16 protein-coding genes, 1 pseudogene and 1 riboswitch are annotated in these 23,397 nt (G+C 60.1%); of the genes and pseudogenes, 6 read left to right on the forward strand and 11 right to left on the reverse strand.

Features of this window, described 5'->3' with window-relative positions; all coding sequences use genetic code 11:
* Positions 1–8: 8 nt before the first annotated feature.
* The 6 genes from GV035_RS04700 to GV035_RS04730 form a co-directional block, all read right to left on the reverse strand.
* A complete protein-coding gene (locus GV035_RS04700) occupies positions 9–1,379 on the reverse strand; it encodes an L-serine ammonia-lyase (protein WP_159834956.1) in 1,371 nt (456 codons plus the stop codon).
* Positions 1,380–1,404: 25 nt separating this feature from the next.
* Complete coding sequence (gene glyA / locus GV035_RS04705; protein WP_159833842.1) at positions 1,405–2,685, reverse strand: serine hydroxymethyltransferase; 1,281 nt, start codon at positions 2,683–2,685, stop codon at positions 1,405–1,407.
* A 1,013-nt stretch (positions 2,686–3,698) separates the two neighbouring features.
* Complete coding sequence (locus tag GV035_RS04715; RefSeq protein ID WP_159833846.1) at positions 3,699–6,698, reverse strand: sarcosine oxidase subunit alpha family protein; 3,000 nt, start codon at positions 6,696–6,698, stop codon at positions 3,699–3,701.
* Positions 6,695–7,012, reverse strand: coding sequence for a sarcosine oxidase subunit delta (locus tag GV035_RS04720; protein WP_159833848.1), 318 nt, complete (start codon positions 7,010–7,012; stop codon positions 6,695–6,697). The genes GV035_RS04715 and GV035_RS04720 overlap by 4 nt, the downstream gene beginning before the upstream one ends.
* A 10-nt stretch (positions 7,013–7,022) precedes the next feature.
* Positions 7,023–8,279, reverse strand: a complete 1,257-nt coding sequence (locus GV035_RS04725; protein ID WP_159833850.1) for a sarcosine oxidase subunit beta family protein — start codon at positions 8,277–8,279, stop codon at positions 7,023–7,025.
* Between the two features lie 64 nt (positions 8,280–8,343).
* A complete protein-coding gene (locus GV035_RS04730) occupies positions 8,344–9,486 on the reverse strand; it encodes a M24 family metallopeptidase (RefSeq protein ID WP_159833852.1) in 1,143 nt (380 codons plus the stop codon).
* Positions 9,487–9,902: 416 nt separating this feature from the next.
* Between GV035_RS04730 and ehuC the strand changes: the two genes are divergently transcribed.
* From ehuC to GV035_RS04760, 6 genes and pseudogenes are all read left to right on the forward strand, one after another.
* Positions 9,903–10,571, forward strand: a complete 669-nt coding sequence (gene ehuC, locus GV035_RS04735) for an ectoine/hydroxyectoine ABC transporter permease subunit EhuC (protein ID WP_201303951.1) — start codon at positions 9,903–9,905, stop codon at positions 10,569–10,571.
* Positions 10,568–11,236, forward strand: coding sequence for an ectoine/hydroxyectoine ABC transporter permease subunit EhuD (ehuD, locus tag GV035_RS04740; protein ID WP_159833856.1), 669 nt, complete (start codon positions 10,568–10,570; stop codon positions 11,234–11,236). The genes ehuC and ehuD overlap by 4 nt, the downstream gene beginning before the upstream one ends.
* Complete coding sequence (gene ehuA / locus GV035_RS04745) at positions 11,236–12,024, forward strand: ectoine/hydroxyectoine ABC transporter ATP-binding protein EhuA (protein WP_159833858.1); 789 nt, start codon at positions 11,236–11,238, stop codon at positions 12,022–12,024. The genes ehuD and ehuA overlap by 1 nt, the downstream gene beginning before the upstream one ends.
* A 67-nt stretch (positions 12,025–12,091) precedes the next feature.
* Entirely contained in the window at positions 12,092–12,841 is a 750-nt protein-coding gene (locus GV035_RS04750; RefSeq protein ID WP_159833860.1) for a GntR family transcriptional regulator, read from the forward strand.
* A gap of 163 nt (positions 12,842–13,004) precedes the next feature.
* Entirely contained in the window at positions 13,005–14,393 is a 1,389-nt protein-coding gene (locus tag GV035_RS04755) for an MFS transporter (protein WP_159833862.1), read from the forward strand.
* Between the two features lie 448 nt (positions 14,394–14,841).
* Positions 14,842–14,931, forward strand: a riboswitch (glycine riboswitch).
* A gap of 145 nt (positions 14,932–15,076) precedes the next feature.
* Positions 15,077–16,317: pseudogene (locus tag GV035_RS04760) on the forward strand (D-amino acid dehydrogenase).
* A 396-nt stretch (positions 16,318–16,713) separates the two neighbouring features.
* On the opposite strand, the gene GV035_RS04765 reads toward GV035_RS04760, so the two are convergent.
* The 5 genes from GV035_RS04765 to doeB all read right to left on the reverse strand — a co-directional run bounded on the left by GV035_RS04765 (position 16,714) and on the right by doeB (position 23,394).
* Positions 16,714–18,090 (reverse strand): MFS transporter, encoded by a 1,377-nt coding sequence (locus tag GV035_RS04765; protein WP_159833864.1) that lies wholly within the window; start codon positions 18,088–18,090, stop codon positions 16,714–16,716.
* A 724-nt stretch (positions 18,091–18,814) separates the two neighbouring features.
* Positions 18,815–20,233 (reverse strand): aspartate aminotransferase family protein, encoded by a 1,419-nt coding sequence (locus GV035_RS04770; protein ID WP_159833866.1) that lies wholly within the window; start codon positions 20,231–20,233, stop codon positions 18,815–18,817.
* A 44-nt stretch (positions 20,234–20,277) separates the two neighbouring features.
* On the reverse strand, positions 20,278–21,756 hold the full coding sequence (locus GV035_RS04775; protein ID WP_159834957.1) for an NAD-dependent succinate-semialdehyde dehydrogenase: 1,479 nt from the start codon (positions 21,754–21,756) through the stop codon (positions 20,278–20,280).
* A gap of 130 nt (positions 21,757–21,886) precedes the next feature.
* Positions 21,887–22,366, reverse strand: coding sequence for an Lrp/AsnC family transcriptional regulator (locus GV035_RS04780; protein WP_159833868.1), 480 nt, complete (start codon positions 22,364–22,366; stop codon positions 21,887–21,889).
* Entirely contained in the window at positions 22,363–23,394 is a 1,032-nt protein-coding gene (gene doeB, locus GV035_RS04785; protein ID WP_159833870.1) for a N(2)-acetyl-L-2,4-diaminobutanoate deacetylase DoeB, read from the reverse strand. Before doeB ends, GV035_RS04780 begins: the two co-directional genes overlap by 4 nt.
* Positions 23,395–23,397: the final 3 nt, after the last annotated feature.

A 23,397-nucleotide genomic window follows, 5' to 3' on the forward strand; every position in this document is an offset into this window, starting at 1 on the left:
TCAGTCTCCTAGCACGCGACCACGTTCAGCGCGAGTCCGCCACGTGATGTTTCCTTGTATTTCGTCTTCATATCGGCGCCCGTGTCACGCATCGTGCGGATCACCGAATCAAGCGAGACGTAGTGCTTGCCATCGTTTCTCAAGGCCATGCGCGCCGCGCTGATCGCTTTTACCGCTCCCATTGCATTGCGCTCGATGCACGGCACCTGGACTTGCCCGCCGACGGGGTCGCACGTGAGGCCGAGGTTGTGCTCCATGCCGATTTCTGCGGCGTTTTCCACTTGCTCGGGCGTGCCACCCATCACTTCGGCCAGCGCCCCAGCAGCCATCGAACATGCGACGCCCACCTCGCCCTGGCATCCGACTTCCGCCCCTGATATCGATGCGTTATGCTTGTAAAGCATCGCAATGGCGCCGGCCGTCAACAGGAATCGCACAACCTGCGTCTCGTTTGCGCCGGGCACGAAGCGGGTGTAGTAATGGAGGACGGCAGGGACGATGCCTGCCGCCCCATTGGTCGGTGCGGTGACCACGCGCCCGCCGGCGGCATTCTCCTCGTTCACTGCGAGCGCATATAAGGTCACCCAGTCAAGCACCGTTAAAGCATCGCGCAGACTTTCTTCCGGACGGCTCAGCAACGCGCGATGCAGCGCTGCCGCTCGCCGCGAAACCTTAAGCGGACCTGGCATGATGCCGTCGGTTTTGCACCCGCGGGCAACGCACGCTTGCATCACTTTCCATATTTCGAGCAGTTGCCTGCTAGTTTGCTCGTCGGTCCGCCATGCCCTTTCATGCTCGAGCATCAGGTCGCTCACGTTGCATTCCCGCACGCGACACAGTTCCAACATGGCCGCCCCCGACGTGAACGGTAAGGCAACCGCGGCCGTCTGCCCTGCAGCTAGATCGGGCTGGTCCTCTTTAACGATGAAGCCCCCTCCAATCGAAAAGAAGGTTTCATCACGGACCAAGGTAGCACTACCATCGAACGCCGCAAAGCGAAGGCCGTTTGGATGAAACGGCAGCGCCCGCCGATTGAAGGTCAGATCGCCCTTCACGTCGAACGCGATATCGCGCGTGCCGGCGAGCCGCAGCGAGCCCCCACTGCGGATCTCTCCAATGCGTGTGTCGACTGAATCTACCTCGACGGTCTCGGGCGAAGCGCCTTCCAAGCCGAGCAGTACCGCCTTGTCGGAGCCGTGGCCTTTGCCAGTCGCTCCCAGGGATCCATACAGATCGACCGTTACACGAGACACAGCATCGAGCTGCCCGTTCTGACGGAGTTGCTGTGCGAACTGCGCAGCCGCTCGCATCGGTCCGACGGTATGTGAGCTAGAAGGCCCGATGCCAATCTTGAACAGATCCAGAACGCTGATCGTCACGTTCATCCCCTTTTTGGGCTTGCGATTAAGATGCGTTGGCAGCTGATCGGAAGCCGTGATATACCGGGAAGCGCCGGCAAAGCGCACTGACCTTCGCCCTCACCTGGTCTTTCACCGCATCATTCGCAACGTCATCCAGGACGTCGCACATCCAGCCCGCCAGTTCCGTTGATTCCTCCGAGCCCAGGCCCCGTGTGGTGAGGGCTGCTGTGCCTACGCGGATTCCACTGGTGACGAACGGCGATTCGGGATCGTTCGGAACGGCGTTCTTGTTCACCGTAATGTGGGCCTGGTCCAGCGCTGCATCAGCGGCCTTGCCGGTCAGACCTCGCCCGATGAAGCTCACGAGAAACAGGTGATTATCGGTGCCGCCCGATACGACGCCGTAGCCACGTTCAACGAACTTAGCGGCCATGGCCCTCGCATTCTCGAGAACGCGACGTTGATATTCGACAAAATCGGGCTGCAACGCTTCCAGAAAAGCGACTGCTTTGCCCGCGATGACGTGCATCAACGGGCCGCCTTGGGTGCCGGGGAACACCATTGAGTTCAGTTTCTTGGTGATCTCGTCATTGGCGCGGGCAAGTATCAGCCCGCCGCGTGGCCCGCGCAGCGTCTTGTGTGTGGTCGTCGTAACGATATCGGCGAACGGCACGGGATTCGGATATAAGCCTGCGGCAACGAGACCGGCAACGTGCGCCATGTCGACGAAGAGATAAGCGCTTACGCGGTCGGCAATGGCGCGAAATTTCGCGAAATCCAGAACGCGGGAATAAGCGGAAAATCCTGCAACTATCATTTTCGGCCTGTGCTCATCGGCCAGCCGCTCAATTTCGTCGTAGTCAATAAGCCCGGTTTCCGTGTCAATGCCGTATTGAACTGCGTTGAAGATCTTTCCCGAGAAGGAAACCCTCGCGCCGTGCGTGAGGTGACCGCCGTGCGCGAGGCTCATTCCAAGAATCGTGTCACCCGGCGCTAGCAGCGCCAGATAAACCGCCGCGTTGGCCTGCGAGCCGCTGTGCGGCTGTACGTTGGCGTAGTCCGCCTTAAACAGCTGTTTGGCGCGTGCAATAGCAAGCGACTCGACGACGTCAACATATTCGCATCCGCCGTAATAACGCTTGCCAGGATAACCTTCGGCATATTTGTTAGTCAGCACCGAACCCTGCGCCTCAAGAACACGCGGGCTTGTATAGTTCTCAGACGCGATGAGCTCCAGGTGGTCTTCCTGCCTGCTTAGTTCATTGCGCATCGCGTTCATGAGCTCGGGGTCGAAGCCTTCAATCTTCATTGAATCGTTGTACATGTGGGTTTCCTTGTGGCGCTCTGATCTTTGGCAAACTAGCGGCGTCTCGTAGACCACGCGCGTGCCCGTTGTCCCAGAATTCAACTGACTTGCATATACTTTCACTGCACGGATAGCACGGATTGCAATTAACTTGTTTGCGACTTGGTCGCAAAACGCCGCGACGTCCCCCACAGCTGTGCTTTCGCAATCCCGAACTGCGTTCCACATGACCTCATAATCCACGACTTCGCCCAGTTCATCAGCATGAGGAGTGGACGCGGCATACGGGACGTACAAGTCGATTGACACCGCGAACGCCGTGACGGCGTCGTCACCCACAGCACTGCAGCAAGGCACTAGGCGGTTGCGTAGAAAAAGGCGTCGACAGTCCACCAGTAAGGCTTTTTGAATTTCACGGTGATGGTTCACTCCATGCCTCGCTGCTTGCTTGTACGGCACCTCGGTCAACAATCCATACATGGATGCTCTTAGCGAATGTGCGCGGCACGTATAGGTCGAACCCTACGTTGGCGCGCTCTTCTTCGCCAAAGGCAGCAGCGAGCACTGGCACTTGATGGATATGGCTTTGCACAACGCTGTATCGAGCGCAGGCAGACGCATCGAAGTCAACGGGCAAGAGCGTGCTCATTAAAGCGCGGACACCTTCTCCGGCTACTCTGAACAGCACCCTGCTGTGGCTCAGGTCGGTCACCACGCCGATCTGACTATTGCTATGCCCCCGCAAGGCGGCCATAGGGGCCTGGCCGACGCCCGCCGTGATCCATAGACGACGGGCAGCAACCCTGAGTGCCCGGACACCGGCATGCTGCGTGTATTGGCCGACGTGCGACGGAAGGGGCGCGTTAAGCATGTCCGTCAATAGTGCACATGAATCGGTCCAGTTCGCCTCCCAGCCCCCGAATTGCAGCAGATCGAAGGCATTGATTTCTCGAATGACCGGTCGGACGCCTTGCGACGGGCTCCCAGTGGTCCCAGTGCGCGTAGTCGCAAGCGTCAAGGTCTGATGGCTGTTATGCACGGAGGCGCTCTCCTTCAGGATCTAGGAACACCGGGTCGACTACCCGGACGTTGATCACTTCCCCTCTGAGCGGATAGACCGCACGTAAGCGCTGTCCTTCGCGATTCCGGCCATCACCGACAAGGCCGAGCGCGATATACCGCTTCAGGGTGGGGCTGTAAGTAGTCGATGTGACGTGTCCGATACCATGGCCCTGCAGTGCTGCGTCCTCTGGGAAGAGGATAAAGCCAGGTCGCAGGCGCTCAGCTGGGTTATCCGGCTTTAGCCCCATCAGCACCGGCCGCTCGGGCCGGCGAAGCTCGGGGCGTAAGCGCAGCACGCTACCGACGAACGGCTTGGCTTTAGCCATTCGCCCCAGCCCCAGGTCGTCGAGCGTCGTGCGGCCGTCAAGCTCCGGACCGGCTGCGTGCCCCTTTTCGACTCGCAACGCGCCCATCGCCTCTGTTCCGTATGCAATCACGCCTAGTGGGCGTCCCGCGTCATACAGGCGTTCCCACAGGCGCGCCGCTTCGCCGGCAGGACAATAGACCTCATACGCAAGCTCCCCCGAAAAGCTGATCCGATGCAGCCTGACCGTCACCTCACCAAACTGAGCGAACGCGCAGGCCATGTACGGTAACGCCTCGTTGGACACATCTGCGTCGAGGACTTTGGCAAGCAGCGCTCGACTTTGAGGGCCGGCGACCGCCATCGCACCCCATTGGTCCGTGACCGAAGTGACATGCACGCGCAGGTCGGGCCATGCGGTATCGAGCAGAAACTCGAGCCGACTCATCACGGCGGCCGCATTTCCGGTTGTCGTCGTCATAAAGTAATGGTCGGCCGAGAGACGTGACGTCGTCCCATCATCGAAAACAAAGCCGTCATCGCGCAGCATCACTCCGTAGCGCGCGCGTCCGACGGCCAGCTTCTTCCAGCCGTTTACGTACACCCGATCCAAGAACTCGCCTGCATCCGGGCCTTGCACATCGATCTTTCCAAGCGTCGACACGTCGACCATGCCGACCCCATCGCGCACCTTCGTCATCTCGTGCACGTACGCTGCGTCGACGTCGGCGGCGCTCGACCGATAGAACCACGGCCGCATCCAGAGCCCGACTTCCGTCATCTGAGCGCCATTGGCGATGTGCCAATCATGCATCGGGGTGCGTCGGACTGGACGAAAGTGCTCACCCACCGCGGGGCCCGCTAGCGCACCGATCGCTACTGGCGTGTACGGCGGACGAAATGTCGTCGTTCCAACAGCTGGCGGCGCCTGGCGCAGTTGCCGCGCCATCGCGGCTAGGCCATTCAAGTTGCTGGTCTTTCCTTGGTCGGTTCCCATCCCGAGCGTCGTGTACCGCTTCAAATGCTCGACTGAGACGAAGCCCTCGCGATGTGACAACTCGACGTCCGCCTCGGTTACATCGGTCTGCAAGTCGATAAACGCCTTTCCACGCGAACTCCTTCCGGCAAAGAGTCCGCCTAACGGCATGCTGGGGTGTTCGGGCTCGGCGATGCCTAGCCGTTCGGTCAAGCCTTTGGCCGGCAACGGATCGCGCCCCAACCGGGCCGTGACGTTAGAGGCCGCCTGGATCCCGGCAGCAATAGCGTCAATCGTCGACAATTGACCGCAAACAGCACCCACAGCGAGGCAATCGTCGCCATCTGCAGCGGCGATGAAAGAATCGCTCGCTGCGTCGTAAATGGGCCGAACCCCGCGCTGGCTTTGCAGATGGATCGTCGGCGCCCATCCTCCCGAGACGGCCAGGACGTCACACACTTCGCGCGTTGGAGCGGCTCCGGAGCTGCCCTCCGGTCGAGTCGGGGCTAGCTCGATCGCTTGCAGGTGCCTTCGCCCAATCGCTCTTGTGACCACCATGCCGCGGATGACTTTAATTCCACGACGAAGCACCTGATCAATCAAGGGGCTGCGCGCATCGGCGCGAGCGTCGACTACTGCCGCCACAGTGCCGCCGGCGTCCACAAGGTCCCGAGCGGTACGATAGGCGCTGTCGTTGTTCGTGGCGATTACAATGCGTCGGCCCGGAACAACCCCGTAACTGTTAGCGTACTGGCGCACCGCGCTCGCCAGCATGATCCCCGGAAGGTCATTGTTGGCGAACACGAGCGGTCGCTCGATTGCACCGGTGGCAAGCACGACCTTTTTTGCACGGACCGTCCATAAGCGCTGCCGCGGCTCGTCAGCTAAGGGCGCCAGGCGATGGTCCGCTACTCGCTCGAGCAGTCCGAGAGTATTGCCGTCGAAGTAACCGAACGCGGTAGTGCGCGTGAGCACCGTGACGTTGGGGCGGCCAGCCATCTCCTCGATGACCTGCGTCACCCACTGGCTGGCCGGCTTGCCGGCGATGGTGTCTTGTTCAAAGCGTAAAGCGCCACCAAGCTGGGGCGATTCATCAACAAGCGTCACTCGCAAGCCGTTGCGTGCGGCTGCGTGGGCCGCCGCAAGGCCAGCAGGGCCGCCGCCCACCACAAGGATGTCGCAGAAAGCATTGGTCGCCTCGTAGTGGTCTGGGTCCGCCAGCATGGTGGCGCGGCCCATGCCGGCCGCGCGGCGGATATGCTTCTCGTACTTCTCCCATGCGCCCGCCGGCCACATGAACGTCTTATAGTAGAAGCCGGCCGACAACAGAGGCGAGAGCAGATTGTTCACCGCCATTGCGTCAAAGCGCAGAGAAGGCCATCGGTTTTGACTGCTCGCCACCAGACCGTCGAACAATTCCACTGTGGTCGCCCGTGTATTGGGTTCAGCACGGTCGCCCTCGCGCAGCGTCACAAGTGCGTTCGGCTCCTCCGAGCCAGCGCTAAAAATCCCACGCGGTCGATGGTATTTAAAGCTCCGCCCAACTAGATGCACGCCGTTGGCCAGCAACGCAGATGCGAGCGTATCGCCGGCATATCCGATATATCGGCGACCATCGAACGTGAACGTAAGACGAGAACTGCGGTCGATGTGACCACCGGTCGGGCGCCGGAACAGTTGTTCATTCATTGCGGCATCCCTTCAAGAGGCTGTTCGCTTGCGCCCCGGTGCATGCTGCGAGCGGCGCGGTCCCGTGCATCGACGGTATTGGAAATATCATGCGTTCGTGTGTCGCGCGTGACCACGAGCCATGCCCGGCACCCTGAGGTGTGCTGCCAAAATTCGTCATGACGGCCGCGCACGTTGCGCCGCTCGAAAACATAGGCGCACCAGTGCTCAAGCGCTTCATCGCCGATTTCCGGTCGCTGCACCGAGGCGTCACCGCCATACTGGAATTCGGTATGGTCCCGCTCGCCACAGTACGGACAATTTATTCTGAGCATCGGTGCTTCCTCAGTGCGCGTAAGGGTATGGGCCTGCACCGGACTCGTTGATCGTCGCGCCTGTGGAGAAACGATCAAGGCTGAACTTCCGGTTCAACTCATGCGGCTCGCCCTTCGCGATCATGTGAGCAAAGGTCCAGCCGGCCGCTGGCGTGGCTTTGAATCCCCCGTAGCACCAGCCGCCATTCAGGTAAAGTCCTTCGACGGGCGTCTTCGAGATGATTGGACTGCCGTCCATCGACATGTCCATCACGCCGCCCCAGTGACGAAGCAGGCGCAGGCGGGAGATGCACGGCATCATTGCCTTAGCGATTGACGCCACCTCGCCAACCACGGGCAAGTTGCCGCGCTGGGCGTACGAGTTGTAGCCGTCGAGATCCCCACCGAAGACAAGCCCACCCTTATCGGACTGGCTGACGTAGAAGTGCGCCGCACCGAAAGCGACCACCTGATTGACAAGTGGTTTAATCGGCTCTGTCACAAACGCCTGCAACACATGGCTCTCGATTGGCAGCTGCATGCCGGCCATTTGTGCGACAAGGCTAGTGCTGCCCGCAACGGACATCCCTACCCTGGCGGCACGTATCTCGCCACGAGTGGTTTGGACACCCGCGAGCCGCCCGGCCTCATACATGAACCCGGTCACCTCACAATGCTGGATCAGGTCAACCCCGAGCCGATCCGCCGCTCGCGCATAGCCCCACGCGACCGCGTCGTGGCGGGCGGTGCCAGCCTTGGCCTGGTACATTGCCCCATGAATCGGAAACCGCGCGTCTTCACCGTACTCAAGATAAGGCACGGCCGATTTCACCTGCTCCCGTGACCATAGCTCCCCATCGATACCATTGAGCTTCATCACGTTCAATCGGCGCGCGAAGCTGTCGAGCTGGTCCGGCGAATGGCCAAGCGTTATCTGACCGCGCTGAGAGAACATCACGTTGTAGTTCAGTTCTTGGCTCAGCGTCTCCCAAAGACGCATCGACAGGTCATAGAACTGCGTATTGCCGTCGATCATGTAGTTCGACCGGACAATCGTTGTGTTTCGGCCAATGTTGCCGCTACCGAGATAACCTTTCTCCAACACCGCGACACGCCGGATACCATGCAGCTTGGACAGGTAATACGCCGTAGCCAGACCGTGGCCGCCACCGCCGATGACTATGACGTCGTATTCACGTTGTGGTTCCGGGTCGCGCCAAACGCGCGGCCAGCCTTTGTTTCCCCGCAACGCCTCACGGACGATTCGTATACCTGAATATCTATTCATCGTTATTGCCCGATGCATGTTGGTGCCACTGGAACGATTAGGCGGCCGTGTTGAGGATCTGCGCCTACCTTTCGATTGGATCCATCGTGATCCCGGAGAGTACTTCGGCGCCAGCAGACGAGAGCATGACGGTGTTCGAGATGAAGAAATCTCCGCGCCCCGTTCCCATCAGCCACGAGAGAATGTGAAAGGTCATCCCTTCTTCGATGACAAGGGCACTGTCATGGCGCAGTCCCACAACCCGGTTGCCGCCAGTCCAACTCGGCGCGCATCCGATGCCGACGAGGTAGCCGCAGTGGTGGCGCCGGTAATGCTCCAGCCCCGCGCCGTCCACGACTCCTTGCCACTCGGCATAGACATCGCGAGCCAGCACGCCTGGGCGCAAGGCTTGTACGACCGCGCTAAATGCTTCTTTCGCGACCGCCGCCATGGTTTGGGCCTCCTGAGGCGCACCGCCGACGTGCACTAGGCGGCCCATTGGCGCATGATAACGATGTACGCAGCCAGAAAGCTCAAGGAAAATTGTGTCCTCGTTCTTTATCGTCCCGTTGCCCCACGTCGTGTGCTCTTCGCCCAGCCTGCTGCCAGGGCGAACGAAAGGGCCGAACCCGGGATAAGTCCCGCCGGCCTCGATCATCGCCGAACTGCACTGGGCGGCGACGTGACGTTCACTCACCCCGGCGCCGATAGCATCGATTGCCGCCTGCATCATTGCATCTGAGACGCGGGCTGCACTGCGCATGTAATTCAATTCCGCAGGGCTTTTTACTAGGCGGATGTCGTCGATCACGTAGGAGAAGTCGACCCATTGCGCGGCGCTCGCCGCGCGCAATGCCTGCCCGAGGCCGTCCGGAAATCCTGCCGACCAGCACTCTATTCCGATGCGAGGCGATGCAAACTCGCGCATGCAATCCCAGGCTTTGAGCGCGATGGACTCGCTGTCGCTATGGCCCACGAAACGCGCGTTATGCACCTGATGGCCAATCGTGACCGCCTCCATCGCACGCGTCACCAAGGTCAGTTCGCCTTCGGCCGGGACGATAAGCAGGTGCGGTGTGAAATAACCCCAATGGTCCAGCCCGGTTAGATAGAAAATGTTCTCCGGCGACGATACAAGACACAAGTCGAGACCTCGCTCGGCCATTGCATTTCGGACCTTGGCGAGGCGCCCGGCATATTCACTCGCATCGAATATTGGCTCGTACAAAGCTGTCTCCGCAGTTATGTCGCTGTTTGCTACCGGCTTTACGAGACCGGTGTTGTACACAAGTATCGAGCAACGAGCTACGGTTTGCAATATGGTGAACTACTATTTTCGCGCAGCTTGTGCACAACACGCCCCTCTAAGCATTGCCGACCCATACAGAGCGTAGGGAAAACACCGAGCCGGGGCGTCGCGGTGTTCGGGACTCAATTGCGCCGGAGAAGCCCCGCAGTGATTGCGTCCGCGCAAATTTCCCTGTTGTACACAACGTCGTTGCTGTTCGTTTTTTGCAGTGGCATACTGGGCTCGCGGTCGCAAGACGAATCGTCACTGCGAGCGAGCCGACGAACGGGAGAGCAATGATGAGAATCAACACGGTCGCCGTCAGTTGTGCCGTCGGTTGCGCCGCGCTGGCCGCTATGATCGCGGCGCAACCTTCGTTGGCAGTTTTCCTGCCTGCGTTGCTGAAAGCGGCAGTTATGACGCTGGAGATAACAGCCGGTGCGGCTTGCGTAGCGGTGCCGATGGCCCTGCTTGCCGCGTTGTTGAAAATGTACGCGCCGCTGCCACTGCGGTGGTTTGCGATTGCTTATATCGAGGTCTTTCGTGGGACTTCCGCACTCGTGCAGCTTTTTTGGCTGTTCTTCGTGCTGCCTCACTTCGGAGTGGAGCTCCAGCCCGTGCCAGCAAGCATCATCGCGCTTGGGCTGAACATTGGTGCATACGGTGCAGAGGTTGTGCGCGGCTCCATCCAGTCGGTGGCGCGAGGCCAGTGGGAAGCAACCGTGGCACTTAATATGGCGTTCCCTACTGCCATGCGGCGTGTGATCCTGCCACAAGCGTTCGTCGCGATGATCCCGCCTTGGGGCAATCTGTTCATCGAACTGCTGAAGTCAACGTCACTGGTCTCGCTCATCACAGTCGCCGACCTGACGTTCCGGGCCCAGCAGTTAAACCAGTTGACTTTCAAGACCGTGCCGATCTTCACGGTAGTGTTGTTCCTCTATCTCGTTATGGCCGTATGCATGACGCTGATTTTCCGTTGGATCGAGGCACGCGCCTCCAAAGGGAGACTAGGAAGACCATGACAATTTTCGACTGGAGCTTCGCTTGGCATATTCTCCCGGTGCTTGGCCATGCCTCGTTGATCACGGTAGAGGCAACGCTGATAAGTTTCTGTCTAGCTGCAGTGCTTGGGCTTATTCTGGCAATCCTCCGGATCGCCCCCTCGCCGCTGATCAGCGTGCCGACAGCGGTGGTCGTGGAGATCATCCGCAGCACGCCGCTGCTGATCCAGGTCCTATTCATTTATTTCGGGTTGCCCCGGCTCGGGCTTGTGCTGGATCCACTTCCCGCAGGCATCGTTGCGATCGGTATTCACTACGCGACTTATTGTTCGGAGGTCTACAGAGCCGGGCTGCTTAGCATTCCTCGAGGGCAATGGGAAGCATGTATCGCCCTAAATCTGAGTGGCTACGATACCTTCCGCAAGGTTCTGATCCCACAGGCGATCCCGCCGGTCGTCCCGGCGCTGGGCAATTACTTGATTGCACTGTTTAAGGACACGCCGCTGCTCTCGGCGATAGCCGTTGTCGAGCTGATGCAAACCGCCAAAATCATTGGCTCGCAAGACTTCCGCTACGTCGAACCCATCACGCTGGTTGGTCTATTCTTTTTGATCTTCAGCCTTATCGCAGCTTTCGCTGTACGGCACGTCGAGGCGTGGCTGCGCACACGTCAGGGGAACGCTTGATGTCTAAAGGTAACCAAGATTGCATACTGCGCTTCGACCGTGTTTCCAAACGTTATGGCGCGCACGTGGTGCTAAACGAACTAGACCTGGAGGTCCGCCGCAATGAAAAGGTCTGCATCATCGGTCCGTCGGGGTCAGGCAAGACCACTGTACTGCGGACTTTGATGACGCTTGAGAAAATAAACGAGGGCACGATATGGGTCGACGCCGAGCCGCTTACTCACATGCGTCGCAATGGTTCCCTGATACCAGCCGATGCGCGCCACCTTCGGCGCATGCGTAGTAAGATCGGTATGGTCTTTCAGCACTTCAACCTGTTCCCCAACATGACGGCACTTGGCAACTGCATGCAGGCACCGATCTGCGTGCTCGGGCTTCCGGCTCGTGAGGCGGAGCAACGTGCCACCGAGCTGCTGCAAATGGTCGGACTCGGGAGCAAGCTCTCCCATTATCCGTCGCAACTTTCGGGCGGACAACAACAGCGGGTCGCCATTGCCCGGGCGTTGGCTATGCGCCCGAAGGTCATGCTTTTTGATGAGGTAACGTCTGCGCTCGATCCAGAGCTTGTGGGCGAAGTGCTCGCTGTCATCCGTCAACTCGGGGACGAACACGACCTCACCATGCTGATGGTCACGCATCAGATGGGTTTCGCCCGAGAATTCTCCGACCGGGTCTGTTTCTTCTACGAGGGAAAAATCGCTGAGCAGGGAGCACCTGAGCAGATTTTCTGTGATCCGCAGCATGAAAGAACCAAGCAGTTTTTGAGCGCGGTGCTTGCGGCATCCTAGCGTTGCGTTTGACATTCAAAGCAAGCACTGTTTGCGCGAAGCTTCAGATACAGTCAAGAGGTGACAGTTGGGCAAGAAGAGTCAGGCTTCTGGCAGTACCTCCCGTGAGAGGTTCGACCGGATCTATTATGCGTTGAGGGAACGAATCTGCCTGCTCGAGTATGAGCCGGGCGCCCTGCTATCTGAGGATGACCTCGCCCAGCAGTTTGGTGTGAGCCGCACTCCCTTACGGCGCGTGCTTATCCGGCTTGAATCCGAGGGGCTTGTCGAAAGCCAACACGGCGTGGGCACGTTCGTCACCGATGTTGACACCAAGACGCTAGCAGATGCCTATCAGTTCCGGCTAGAGCTGGCATCGCTGATTGGACGGCTGTCTCCCCTGCCACGCAGCCTAGACGACCTTTCTCGTATGCGGCAGTTGGCGGCCCGCGGCAAGCGGCTGGCGGCCTCCCCAACGATGAGCGAATTCGCGCGCTTGAACATGGACTACTGCCTGGAGCTGACCGCGATGATTGGCAACGCTCCTTTGAAAGAAACCGTGCAACGCCTGTTCTTTCTTGTCATCCGGGTTTGGATCAAGACGCTTGAAGGCGACCGACTCAAACGCGAAGCTGAGGTTTTTAGGCATGAGATCGAGGCCATCCTCTCGGCGCTGGAGATCGGAGACCTGGAGTCAGCCGGCTACCTGCACAGAACTCATCTGTCGATGAGCTTCGCTCGGCTGCGGGACTACGCAGCGTCCAAAGAAATGAACACGGCCGACGATTCGGCCGATGGTGCAGCAGCCGAGCTGCAAGAACCTGCGATTCGGGCCTAAGCGAACCGGCGTATCGGCACGATACGTGGGATCAGACGTTGCGGTCCGTGCCATCGCAGGAAATCAATTTTGAACGATAGGCACGTTCAGATGATTTACGCGTCTGATCGAACCTAAGACCTGCCTGAGTGCAGTGCAGCGAGACCGTTTGCAGAGGACAACTATGCGATCCCCCGAAGCGTGGATACCAGTTCCCGCCGTTGCGATTTTCGACGGCCACGTAAGCTCTGACCGGCGAGGAGGCGAAGTCAGACCATCGAGCGATGTGCGCCGTGCTATCGCCGCCGCGGCCCTAGGCAATGCGACCGAGTGGTTCGATTACGGAATCTACGCGTATGGTCTCATTTATATATCGGCGGCGCTGTTCCCTGGTAGCGCTCCTAGCGCAAAAGTTTTTGCCCTCGGGACCTTCGCGGTCTCCTTTTTGATCCGTCCGATTGGGGGCCTATTTTGGGGGCCCTTGGGCGATCGATTGGGACGCAAGAAGGTCCTCGCTCTTACGGTGCTGCTTATGTCGGCTGCGACGCTTCTGGTCGGTGCCATTCCCACGTACTCCTTGGCTGGATGGATCGCTCCCGCTGCGCTGATCGCGTTGCGGATGATTCAGGGTTTCTCCACTGGTGGCGAGTACGGCGGTGCTGCAACGTTCATGGCGGAGTACGCGCCTGATCATCGGCGCGGATTTTACGGAAGTTTCCTAGAAGTCGCGACGCTGGCCGGCTTCTCGCTCGGCGCACTGCTTATGCTCGGGTGTTCTATCTTGCTCGGCGACCAGACGATGCACGCATGGGGCTGGCGTTTGCCGTTCCTTGTGGCTGCGCCGCTCGGGCTGATCGGCTGCTATCTGCGATCGCGTCTGGAGGAGACTCCCGTCTTCCGGGAATTCGAGCGGCGAGCCCAAACGACGTGCCAGCGAGCGCCGACGTCGCTGAAGCAACTGTTGGTTCGCCACTGGAAGCCGCTGGTCTTGCTAGGAGGTCTCGCGGTCGCCCTCAATGTGATTAACTACGTTTTGCTCGCGTATATGCCTACGTACATGCACGACAGTCTGGGGATGAATGCGAACATGTCGTTATTAACTCCCCTGATCGGGATGCTCACCATGATGGTCTTCCTGCCCCTTGCCGGATGGCTCTCTGATGTATTCGGCCGAAAGGCGATGTGGCGATTTTTGCTCGCCGGCATCTTCATCGCTGCGGTGCCTTTATTCACCCTGATGGCACATGGCGTGGCCGGGGCCATCGCCGGATTCACGCTCCTTGGGCTCTTGTACGTTCCTCAACTCGCGACGATCTCGGCGACGTTTCCGGCTATGTTTCCGACGCAAGTCCGATACGCTGGAATGGCCGTCTCGTACAACTTGGCGGCCACGCTTTTCGGCGGAACCGCGCCGATCATCAGCCAGTGGCTCGTTAACAGGACCGGCAACGCGGTCCTACCAGCGTTCTATATGATGGCCTCGTGCGTGATTGGGGGAATCGCGCTTTACTTCGTCGTCGAGACGCGTGGCTGCTCGCTGCGCGGGAGTGGCGTGCCAGGGGAACGCTCGTGAAGCTTGTGTCCACCGCAGATGGCTTCTCAAACCCTGCTTCCGATAGCTCGCGTTGTCGCCAATAGGGGACAGCCCGGAGGATCGGAGCGGTCGCCGCGTTCCAGCCTGAGAACAAAGGCTTGTGAATTTAGCAGCGCGACGAACTTGCATCAGCGGGCCGATGCCTCGTCGCTACAAATTCCTCACGATGGTCGCCAACGCGCTCATAGCAAGGCTCTGGCGCTCATCCCGTCCCGCGCTTCCGGTCGAAGACAGGGGAAGAGAAGCGATCGCAACGCGGTGAGAGGATGCCCCGCGCTTTGATCGGTTACCGTGGCCACGCGACGCACCAAAGCCGTTGGCTTAGCTCAGGCGTCGTTCTCCAGTTCCTGGAGCGGTCATTCGGTAACGTCGGTCTGCAAAACTACTTGCAGACGCGCCTCCCAGCGGTTAGCCTTGCGCTGTTCTATCGCGCAGCACGGGAGAGATCGTCCATGGCGACGACGCCGACGGAGCAACCGCCCCGGAAACTCTCAGGCAAAAGGACCGTGCAGCAAGAACATCTGGAGAGCGGTGCCGCGAGCGCCCACCGAAGGGGAGCCCGTTGATCTCAATCAGCGGGCGAAACTCTCAGGTACATGGACAGATGGGGCATCGGCGCCGGTATCAAGGCCGGCGATGCTCAACGAACTCTGGACGCTACCATGTCACGAATTGCTGTTGTTGGCGCTGGAATAACCGGCGTCACCACCGCTTACGCCCTCGCCCGCCGCGGTTTCAATGTTACCGTACTAGAACGACATCGCTATGCCGCGATGGAAACGTCGTTTGCCAATGGCGGGCAACTCTCGGCGAGCAATGCTGAGGTGTGGAACAGCCGTGCGACCGTCTTAAAAGGACTACGCTGGATGTTTAGGCGCCAAGCGCCACTTCTCATGAATCCGCGCCCGAGCTGGCACAAGTACAGTTGGATCGGCGAGTTTTGAGCAACATTCCGAAATATCGCAGTAGCACCATCGAGACGGTGCGTCTCGCGATCGTGGCGCGCGAGCATCTTTTCTCCATCGCGGAGCGCGAAAAGATTCAGTTCGACTTGGAGCGGCGCGGGATCCTGCATTTCTACGCAACCAAGAAGGAGTTCGAAACGGCGAAGAAGGTAAATTTGCTGCTGCGCGAAGGCGGCCTGGATCGCCGGGCGGTGACGCCAGAAGAAATGCGCACCATTGAGCCGGCGCTTCATGGATCGTTTCACGGAGGCTTCTTCACAGAATCTGACTCGACAGGCGATATTCATAAGTTCACCCGAGGCCTTGCCGAGGCGTGCTTGCGGATGGGTTGCGAATTTCGGTACGACCGCACGGTTCAATCCATCAACGAGTCTACGGGCGGTAGCCTGCAGATCGCCACTGCTGGCAGTCCCGGCGCAGAGGTAGATACGTTTGATGGCATCGTAATTTGCGCAGGCACAGGCAGCCGTACGCTCGCCCCATATGTCGGCGATCGCGTTAACGTTTATCCCGTGAAGGGGTACTCGATAACCGTATGGCTCGACGACCTCGCGAGCCAGCATGCTGCGCCGCGGGTCAGCTTGTTGGACGACAGTGCGAAGATCCTAACGAGCCGCCTTGGTGGGAACCGCTTCAGGGTCGCGGGCACAGCTGAAATTAACGGTGACAATCGCGACATCCGCGCTGACCGGATTCAGCCCTTGATCGACTGGACTCGCGCCCATTTCCGAGATGTCGCTACGCAGCGCGTTGTCCCTTGGGCCGGCCTGCGCCCGATGCTGCCAGGCATGCTGCCTAAGGTAGGTGCCGGACGAAAGCCTAACGTTTTCTACAATACCGGGCATGGGCATCTGGGATGGACGCTCTCGGCGGCGACCGCTGAAGGGGTCGCAGAATTGGTGGCGCGTGCGTCGCCAAAGAGTCGCCCATTGAGATGACAGCGTTCGTCGAGTGACTCCGGTGATCAGGGCGGTCCTCTGGTGCCGCGCTTAATCGACGCTATCAAGGTTTCCGTTGACGGGAACAGCGACGGTCGGCCCGGTAGCGTGCGAGGAGTGGTCATCAATGGCGGCCCGAAGCGCGCCTGTACCGCGGCATCGAGGCGGCGCTTGAGGCGCCGCATTTAGAGTATGCGCATTGACGCCCCGTACTCAAGCCCTTGACAACCGCTCTTGCAGTTCACTGCCGTGGGCATCGATTGAGCTTTCCGTCGCGTTCCTTTTCTACCGACCAGCCACGTGCCCCCGCTTATGCTCCGTTGAGAATTTTATCGACGCTGTCCACCTCGCCTGTGGCGGCAGTTCGAAACAGGCAGTAGTTCGCACCTGATTTGCCTAGGCCCAGCGAAGCGCGCGTCTTGCACTGAGCGCTAGTAGTACGCAGGACAGCCCGTTGAACAGAAACAACCCACGGGGGCCGATCAACGTCATCAGGCCCGACGCCAACGTTGGTCCAACCATGCCCCCAAGGGAGAAAAGGATAATCAGCATTGCCGACACACCGACGCGTAGATGCGATTCGGTGCGATCCTGCACGTGTGACACGATAAGCCCGTACTGCGTGAACGTTACAGCAACGTAGACTACCGTTGCGCACCACGTGACGATGCGTATGTGTATGCAAAACATTGCAAGGCTTAGCGCGGCCGATGTCCATGCGGTGAAGCAGACGATACGCCGTCTATCGACCCGATCTGAGAGGCGTCCCATTGGGAACTGAGGTAGAAGTGCACCCATGAGCGAGATGCCCATGAACATCGCCAGTTGATCCGTCGAGAAGCCCGACCGATCCAAATAGACCGGCATGAGCGAATAAAAGTCACTGTAAAGGAAGCCCGCAAGAATGCAGCCCGGCACTGCGAGCGGAGCGGCGACCATCATCTCGCGGAGACTTTCCTGCAATGTCCGCGCGGGAATATAGTCGAGATTCGAATCGTTAACTTTGACAGGCCAGCCCTCCATCAGCGTCACCGGCAACACTGCCGAGGCGAACAGGGCTGCTGCGATAGAAAAGCGCGCCGAACCAGTACCGACGTTCAGCAGGAACTGCGCGCTCCCAACGGCGAGATAATTGATGGCCGCATATAAGCCGAAGACTTGGCCGCGGCTTTCGTTGTCGACCGTGCCGTTTAGCCAGCTCTCGACAGACGTGTACAGTCCCATGAACGCGACGCCCGTTAGTAAGCGCACCGCGCCGAAGGTCCATGGTGACTGCGCGGCGCCGAAACCAAGCGCGAGGATTGACGCTGCGGCCGAGAACGCAACAAAGGTCCGGTGTTGCCCGATACGGTCAATCAGCCCTCGATTGATGACGGCACCTAATACGAACCCGGCGTAGTAGCCCGACTGGATGAGAGCGGCAATAAACGTCGAAGAGCCCGACTCAATAACGCGTAGCGGGATGAGCGTCTGGAAGAGACCGTTGCCTGCGATGAGGAGAGCATAGCCGCATAGTAGCCCGGCCAGCGATTGCACCGTGCGGCGCCCGCCCGCAGGCGCTTGATGCCCGGGATGCGCAGCTGCTGAATGTGGCCACGGCGGGGTCTTCCGCCCGAGAAGCGCCGCTTCATTGAGCGGCCCCGTGCGGCCGACCGCCGACGAGTCATGCTCTTCGTCTGTCCGGGTTCCTCCGATATCCTTTTGAACGCCTTCCGCATCTCTGTATCGATGGTCTGCACCTGCATTTGCTTGCTCGTCGTCTAAGTGTCGCATGTCATCTGGAGTTCGGCTACGCGATGTCGTCGTGGCTCCATACTGACGGCAGGACTTCGCCACATCAACCAATATCTGACCGACCCTGATCCGATTTAGGGTGACGCGACGCGCGGCTGAGCACGCTTTTTGGATGCGACGTGGACCACTGCCAGGTGCTCCTTGCAGGCGGGGGTGTGCGTCGCTTTCCGGAGCCCGGCGGACGCAACGGTGACTTCATCTGCGCGGCGCACGGCCCGTCCCGCAGCCTCGGGCCCAACTGCCGCCTACCCCATCGCGACAGGTGTGCGCTGTTTCATCGAAGACAATTGCGTTAGCAGCGTCGGAGGCATGCGGGTGCGCGTGGTCGGTCGGGTGCGGCGACGGCCGGCCTCGACGTTCGCAGCGCTCAAAGCGGCATTGGCAACGGGCGACGCGATCCGGCCATCTGGCCCCGGACCTTTATGGATTGTTCGATTGTCGGCGCCGGTGCCCGAGTTGCGGTTTATCGTGTCGTCCCCGCCGCCATGATTGCCTAGTTCTAGCTTAGCGCAGCGACGACTTGAATAAGACCCATGGCTGGGCGTGCTGCCCCTGTTGCGGACGAAGGTGGCCGCAGGTGGGCGGCGCTTATGCGTGTTGCTCCCTTTGGTGAGGCGGACGGCGCGGGGCAGAAGCGTGACGTTGCTTGCGTGGCAGAGCCAGGGCGGCGGCCGCCCGGACGTGTCAACGCAACGACTGCTTCCTAGAGCGCGGAGGCTGTCAACGCAGAGCCGATCACTTCGTTGGCGACCACATCGACTGCCTGCTTAACGATGCCGACGATCTCATCGACTTCCGCGCGCGTCGTGACGAGCGGCGGCGCAAAACCAAGGATATCGCCGTGTGGCATCGCGCGCGCGATCACACCGCGTTCGAGCGCCGCGGCCGAGACCTTCGGACCGACCTTCAACGCTGCTTCGAACGGCGTGCGACCTTCCTTGTCCGCCATGAATTCGAGTGCCGCCAGCATGCCTGCGCCTCGCACTTCGCCGACGAGCGCATGCGAATCGAACGCCGCATGCAATTGCTGCTGCAGGTAAGCGCCGACATCGGCGGCATTCTGGGTCAGGTTCTCGCGCTCAAGGATATCGAGGTTGGCAAGCGCTGCTGCCGCGCAAATGGGATGACCCGAATACGTCCAGCCGTGACCCATTGGCCCGAACTCTTGCGAGCCCTTCTCGACGACGTCCCACACCTTTTCGCCGACGATCACGCCCGACAGCGGCGCATAGGCGCTCGTCAGGCCCTTCGCAACGGTGATGAGGTCCGGCTTGATGCCGAAGTGCTGCGCACCCATTCTCGAGCCGAGACGGCCGAAGCCGCACACGACTTCATCGGAGATCAACAGAATGTCGTGCTTGCGCAGCACTTGTTGAATCGCCTCCCAATAGCCTTCCGGCGGCGCGATGATGCCGCCCGTGCCCATCACCGGTTCAGCGATGAACGCAGCGATCGTATCGGCCCCTTCCCTTGCGATCAGCTTTTCCAATTCGTCCACGCAATACGCCGCGAATTGCGCCTCGCTCATTCCGGCCGGTGCCTTGCGATACCAATGCGGGCAAACGGTGTGCTTCACGCGATCCACCGGCAGATCGAAGTGCTGGTGAAAGCTCGGCAGGCCCGTGAGACTTCCTGTCACTATGCCTGAGCCATGGTAGCCGCGCTCGCGCGAAATGATCTTCTTCTTGTTGGGACGTCCAAGCACGTTGTTGTAGTACCAGACGATCTTGACCTGCGTTTCATTGGCATCCGATCCCGACATGCCGTAGTACACCTTCTTCATGCCTTCGGGCGACCAGTCGATGATGCGCGACGACAGTTCGATGATCGCCTCCGAGGAGTGGCCCACATAGGTGTGGTAGTACGCCAGCCTCTTCGCCTGCTCATAGATGGCTTCGGCCACCTCGGTACGGCCGTACCCGATATTGACGCAGTACAGGCCGGCAAATGCATCAATGTAGTGCTTACCTTGATGATCTTCAATGCGAATGCCCTTTGCCCCGGTGACGATCTTGCCTTGCAGCGCGCCGCTTGCGTGATCGTGCGCGTGCGTGGACGGGTGCATGAAATGCGCGCGATCGTCCGCGAACAGTTGTTCGAGCGATGGATGTTGTTGGTTCATGTGCTTCTCCTTGAATCTCGATACGTGTCTTTGAGGAAGTCTCTTCAGGCTGCGCTCGTGAGCGGCAGCCCCAGGTTGCCGAGGCAAAAATATTTGGTTTCGATGAAGGGTTCGAAGCCTTCCGCACCGCCCTCACGTCCAAGCCCCGACGCTTTCATGCCACCGAAGGGGATCGGCGCACCCGTGAACTCGACGCCGTTGACGGAAATCATCGCGAAGTCGAGCCGGCGCACCAATTGGAAGATGGTGTCGATGCGCGTCGCGCAGAGGTACGCGGCGAGGCCATATTCGGTGTCGTTCGCACGGGCGACGACTTCATCGAGGGTATCGAACGCGCACACAGCCGAAATCGGCGCGAAATTCTCTTCGTCATAGATCCGCATGCCTGGCTCGGCGTTGGCGACGACGGTCGGTTCATAGAACCATCCGCCGCGCTCATGCGGCTTTCCGCCCACGACGATTCGCGCGCCGCGCGCTTTCGCGTCATCGATACGCGCAACGGTCGCATCGAATGCGGCCTGATGCATGAGCGGCCCTACGTCGACATTGGTTTCGAATGCGCTGCCGACCTTCAACGTCTTCACTGCTTCGCTATAGTGTTCGACGAAGTGCTCGTAGATCGGACGTGCAACGAAAATGCGGTTAGCCGCGCAGCAATCCTGGCCCGACGTTTGAAACTTCGCGCCTACCGCCACGCGCACCGCCTGTTCCACATCGGCGTCTTCTGTCACGATGAACGGCGCGTTGCCGCCCAGTTCAAGTGCAAGCTTCTTGGTGCCTGCCTGCGCTGCCGTTCGTGCAACGAGGCCGCCCACGCGCGTCGAACCGGTGAAGCTGACGGCACGCACGCGCGTATCGCTGACAAGTGTTTCCATCGCCATCTGTGGCTCGCCGATCACGACGTTGAACACGCCCGCCGGGAATCCGGCTTCTTCCGCAAGCTGCGCCAGCGCGATCGCCGAGAACGGTGTCTCGTGCGCGGGCTTGACGACGACGGTGCAGCCGGCCGCAATCGCCGCCGCTGCCTTGCGCGTAATCATCGCGACGGGGAAATTCCAGGGCGTGATGAGCGCGGCCACGCCGACCGGCTCCATGACGGTGCCAAGATGCGCTCCGTCGATATGCGTCGGAATGGTGCGACCCGCCAGGCGCTTGGCTTCGTTGGCGAACCATTCGACGAAGCTCGCCGCGTAGGCTATTTCGCCTTTGGATTCGGCAAGCGGCTTGCCTTGCTCCAATGACAGAATGCCGGCAAGATCCGCCTGATGCCGCAAGATGAGTTCGTGCCAGCGCAAGAGCATGGCGCTGCGCCTTTGTTGCGGCACCCAACGCCATGACCGGAATGCGCGATCGGCTGCATCGACGGCGCTGACGATCTGCGGCTGATCGAGCATCGGCACATGACCAATGACTTTCTGATCCGCCGGATTCGTGACCGCGACGGATCTGGCGCTGTCGCTATGAACCCAGCGGCCGTCGATATAGCAGTGCGATTTGAAGAGTATGGGATGTCCGAGCAACATGTTGAGGTCTCCGGTCGGGAAGATGCGTTTCATGCATCCACTTTAGACTTCAGACGCTTTGGAAATTTTTCGTTTCGCGCCTCTTCCATTGACGCTTTTTCTGTTTCCCGGCCATCCGCCTGCTGTTTTTTCAGAGCCCCTCTTCCGCCCAATCGGGCGGACCCTCGGCCACGTTCTTGACCACCTTCGTCACGATATAGGTGAAGTACCGTTCGATCCCGAGTTCTTCGACCAGCAATGAATCGATGAAACGCTGATAGTGATCGATGTCTCGGGAGACGACATGCAGCACGTAGTCGACGCCGCCGCCCGTGGCATAGCACTGCACGATTTCGGGTGCCGCGTTGACCCGTTCTTCGAAGCGGCGCATGTCCTGCGCGGTATGACGCGACAGCGACACTTCCACGACAATGCGGCTGCCCTTGAACGCAGCCGTCCAGTCGATCTCCGCCCGATAGCCCTTGACGAGACCGCTTTCCTCGAGCTTCTTGACGCGCTCCCACGTAGGCGAGACCGAGAGATTGACCTCCTCGGCAAGACGGGATTTCGTCATGCGGCCATCCCGCGCGAGGCTGCGCAGAATGGCGAGATCGTATCGGTCGAGCTTCATCGCCCCGCGGGGACCGGAATATTGCGCTCGACGATGTCGGCGACGACCGCAACTGTATCGCCAAGTTGCACCAGACCGGGAAAGTGACGCGCGGCGAGCAGGCCGGCGCGCTTCGCCGTGTAATCGACCGGCGCCGCGCCCGAGCGCGTGATGTCGTGGACGCGAGCCAGCACGTCGCCCGCTTGCACCATGTCGCCCAAATCGCGGCACATTTCGAGCAGGCCCGCGTGTTCGCTTGTCGTGTAGCACGTGCCGTCGGGCATATCCAGCAGCGTGCTCGTGCGCGCTTCGCCGCTGCCGGTGGCCTGCCTCTCGACGATGCCCGCGTGAGCCAAGAACCCATAGACGCCGCGTTCTGCGATGGCGACACTTTTTGCCGTCGACGAACCGCCGCCGCCCAGTTCTGTCGACACGAACACCTTGCGCGCTTCTTCCGCGGCGCTGTCGTAAAGACCGGTGCTGTCGAGTTCGAGCATGCGCATCGAATACGGCGCGCCAAACGCGCGCATGGCGGCCTCGCAACGCGCCTGCAATGTCGCGTCGTCCAATACGTGGATGGCCGCGAACGGAAGGAAGTCCAGCGTGCGGCCGCCCGCATGAATGTCGAGCACATAGTCCGCGAGAGGCAACAGATGACGCTGGAAATAATCGGCGATCTTCTCGGTCACCGTGCCGTCGGGTTTGCCGGGGAAGCTGCGGTTAAGATTGCCTGCATCGATTGGCGACGTGCGTGTGCCTGCACGAAACGCGGGATAGTTCATGAACGGCACGATGATGACGCGGCCGTTCACATCCTCTGCCATCAACGTCGATGCGAGCTTCGATAGTGCGATTGGCCCTTCGTACTCGTCGCCGTGATTGCCGCCCGTGAGCAGCGCGGTCGGTCCATGTCCGCGCTTGATGACGGTGACGGGAATCATCACCGCGCCCCATGCCGAATCGTTGCGCGAATACGGCAACTTGAGGAAGCCGTGCTGAACGCCGTCCGCGTCGAAGTCGACAGTCGGGCTGATCGGTGACGCGCGCATCGT

It is taken from the genome of Burkholderia sp. 8Y (assembly GCF_902506145.1).
GTDB lineage: Bacteria > Pseudomonadota > Gammaproteobacteria > Burkholderiales > Burkholderiaceae > Caballeronia.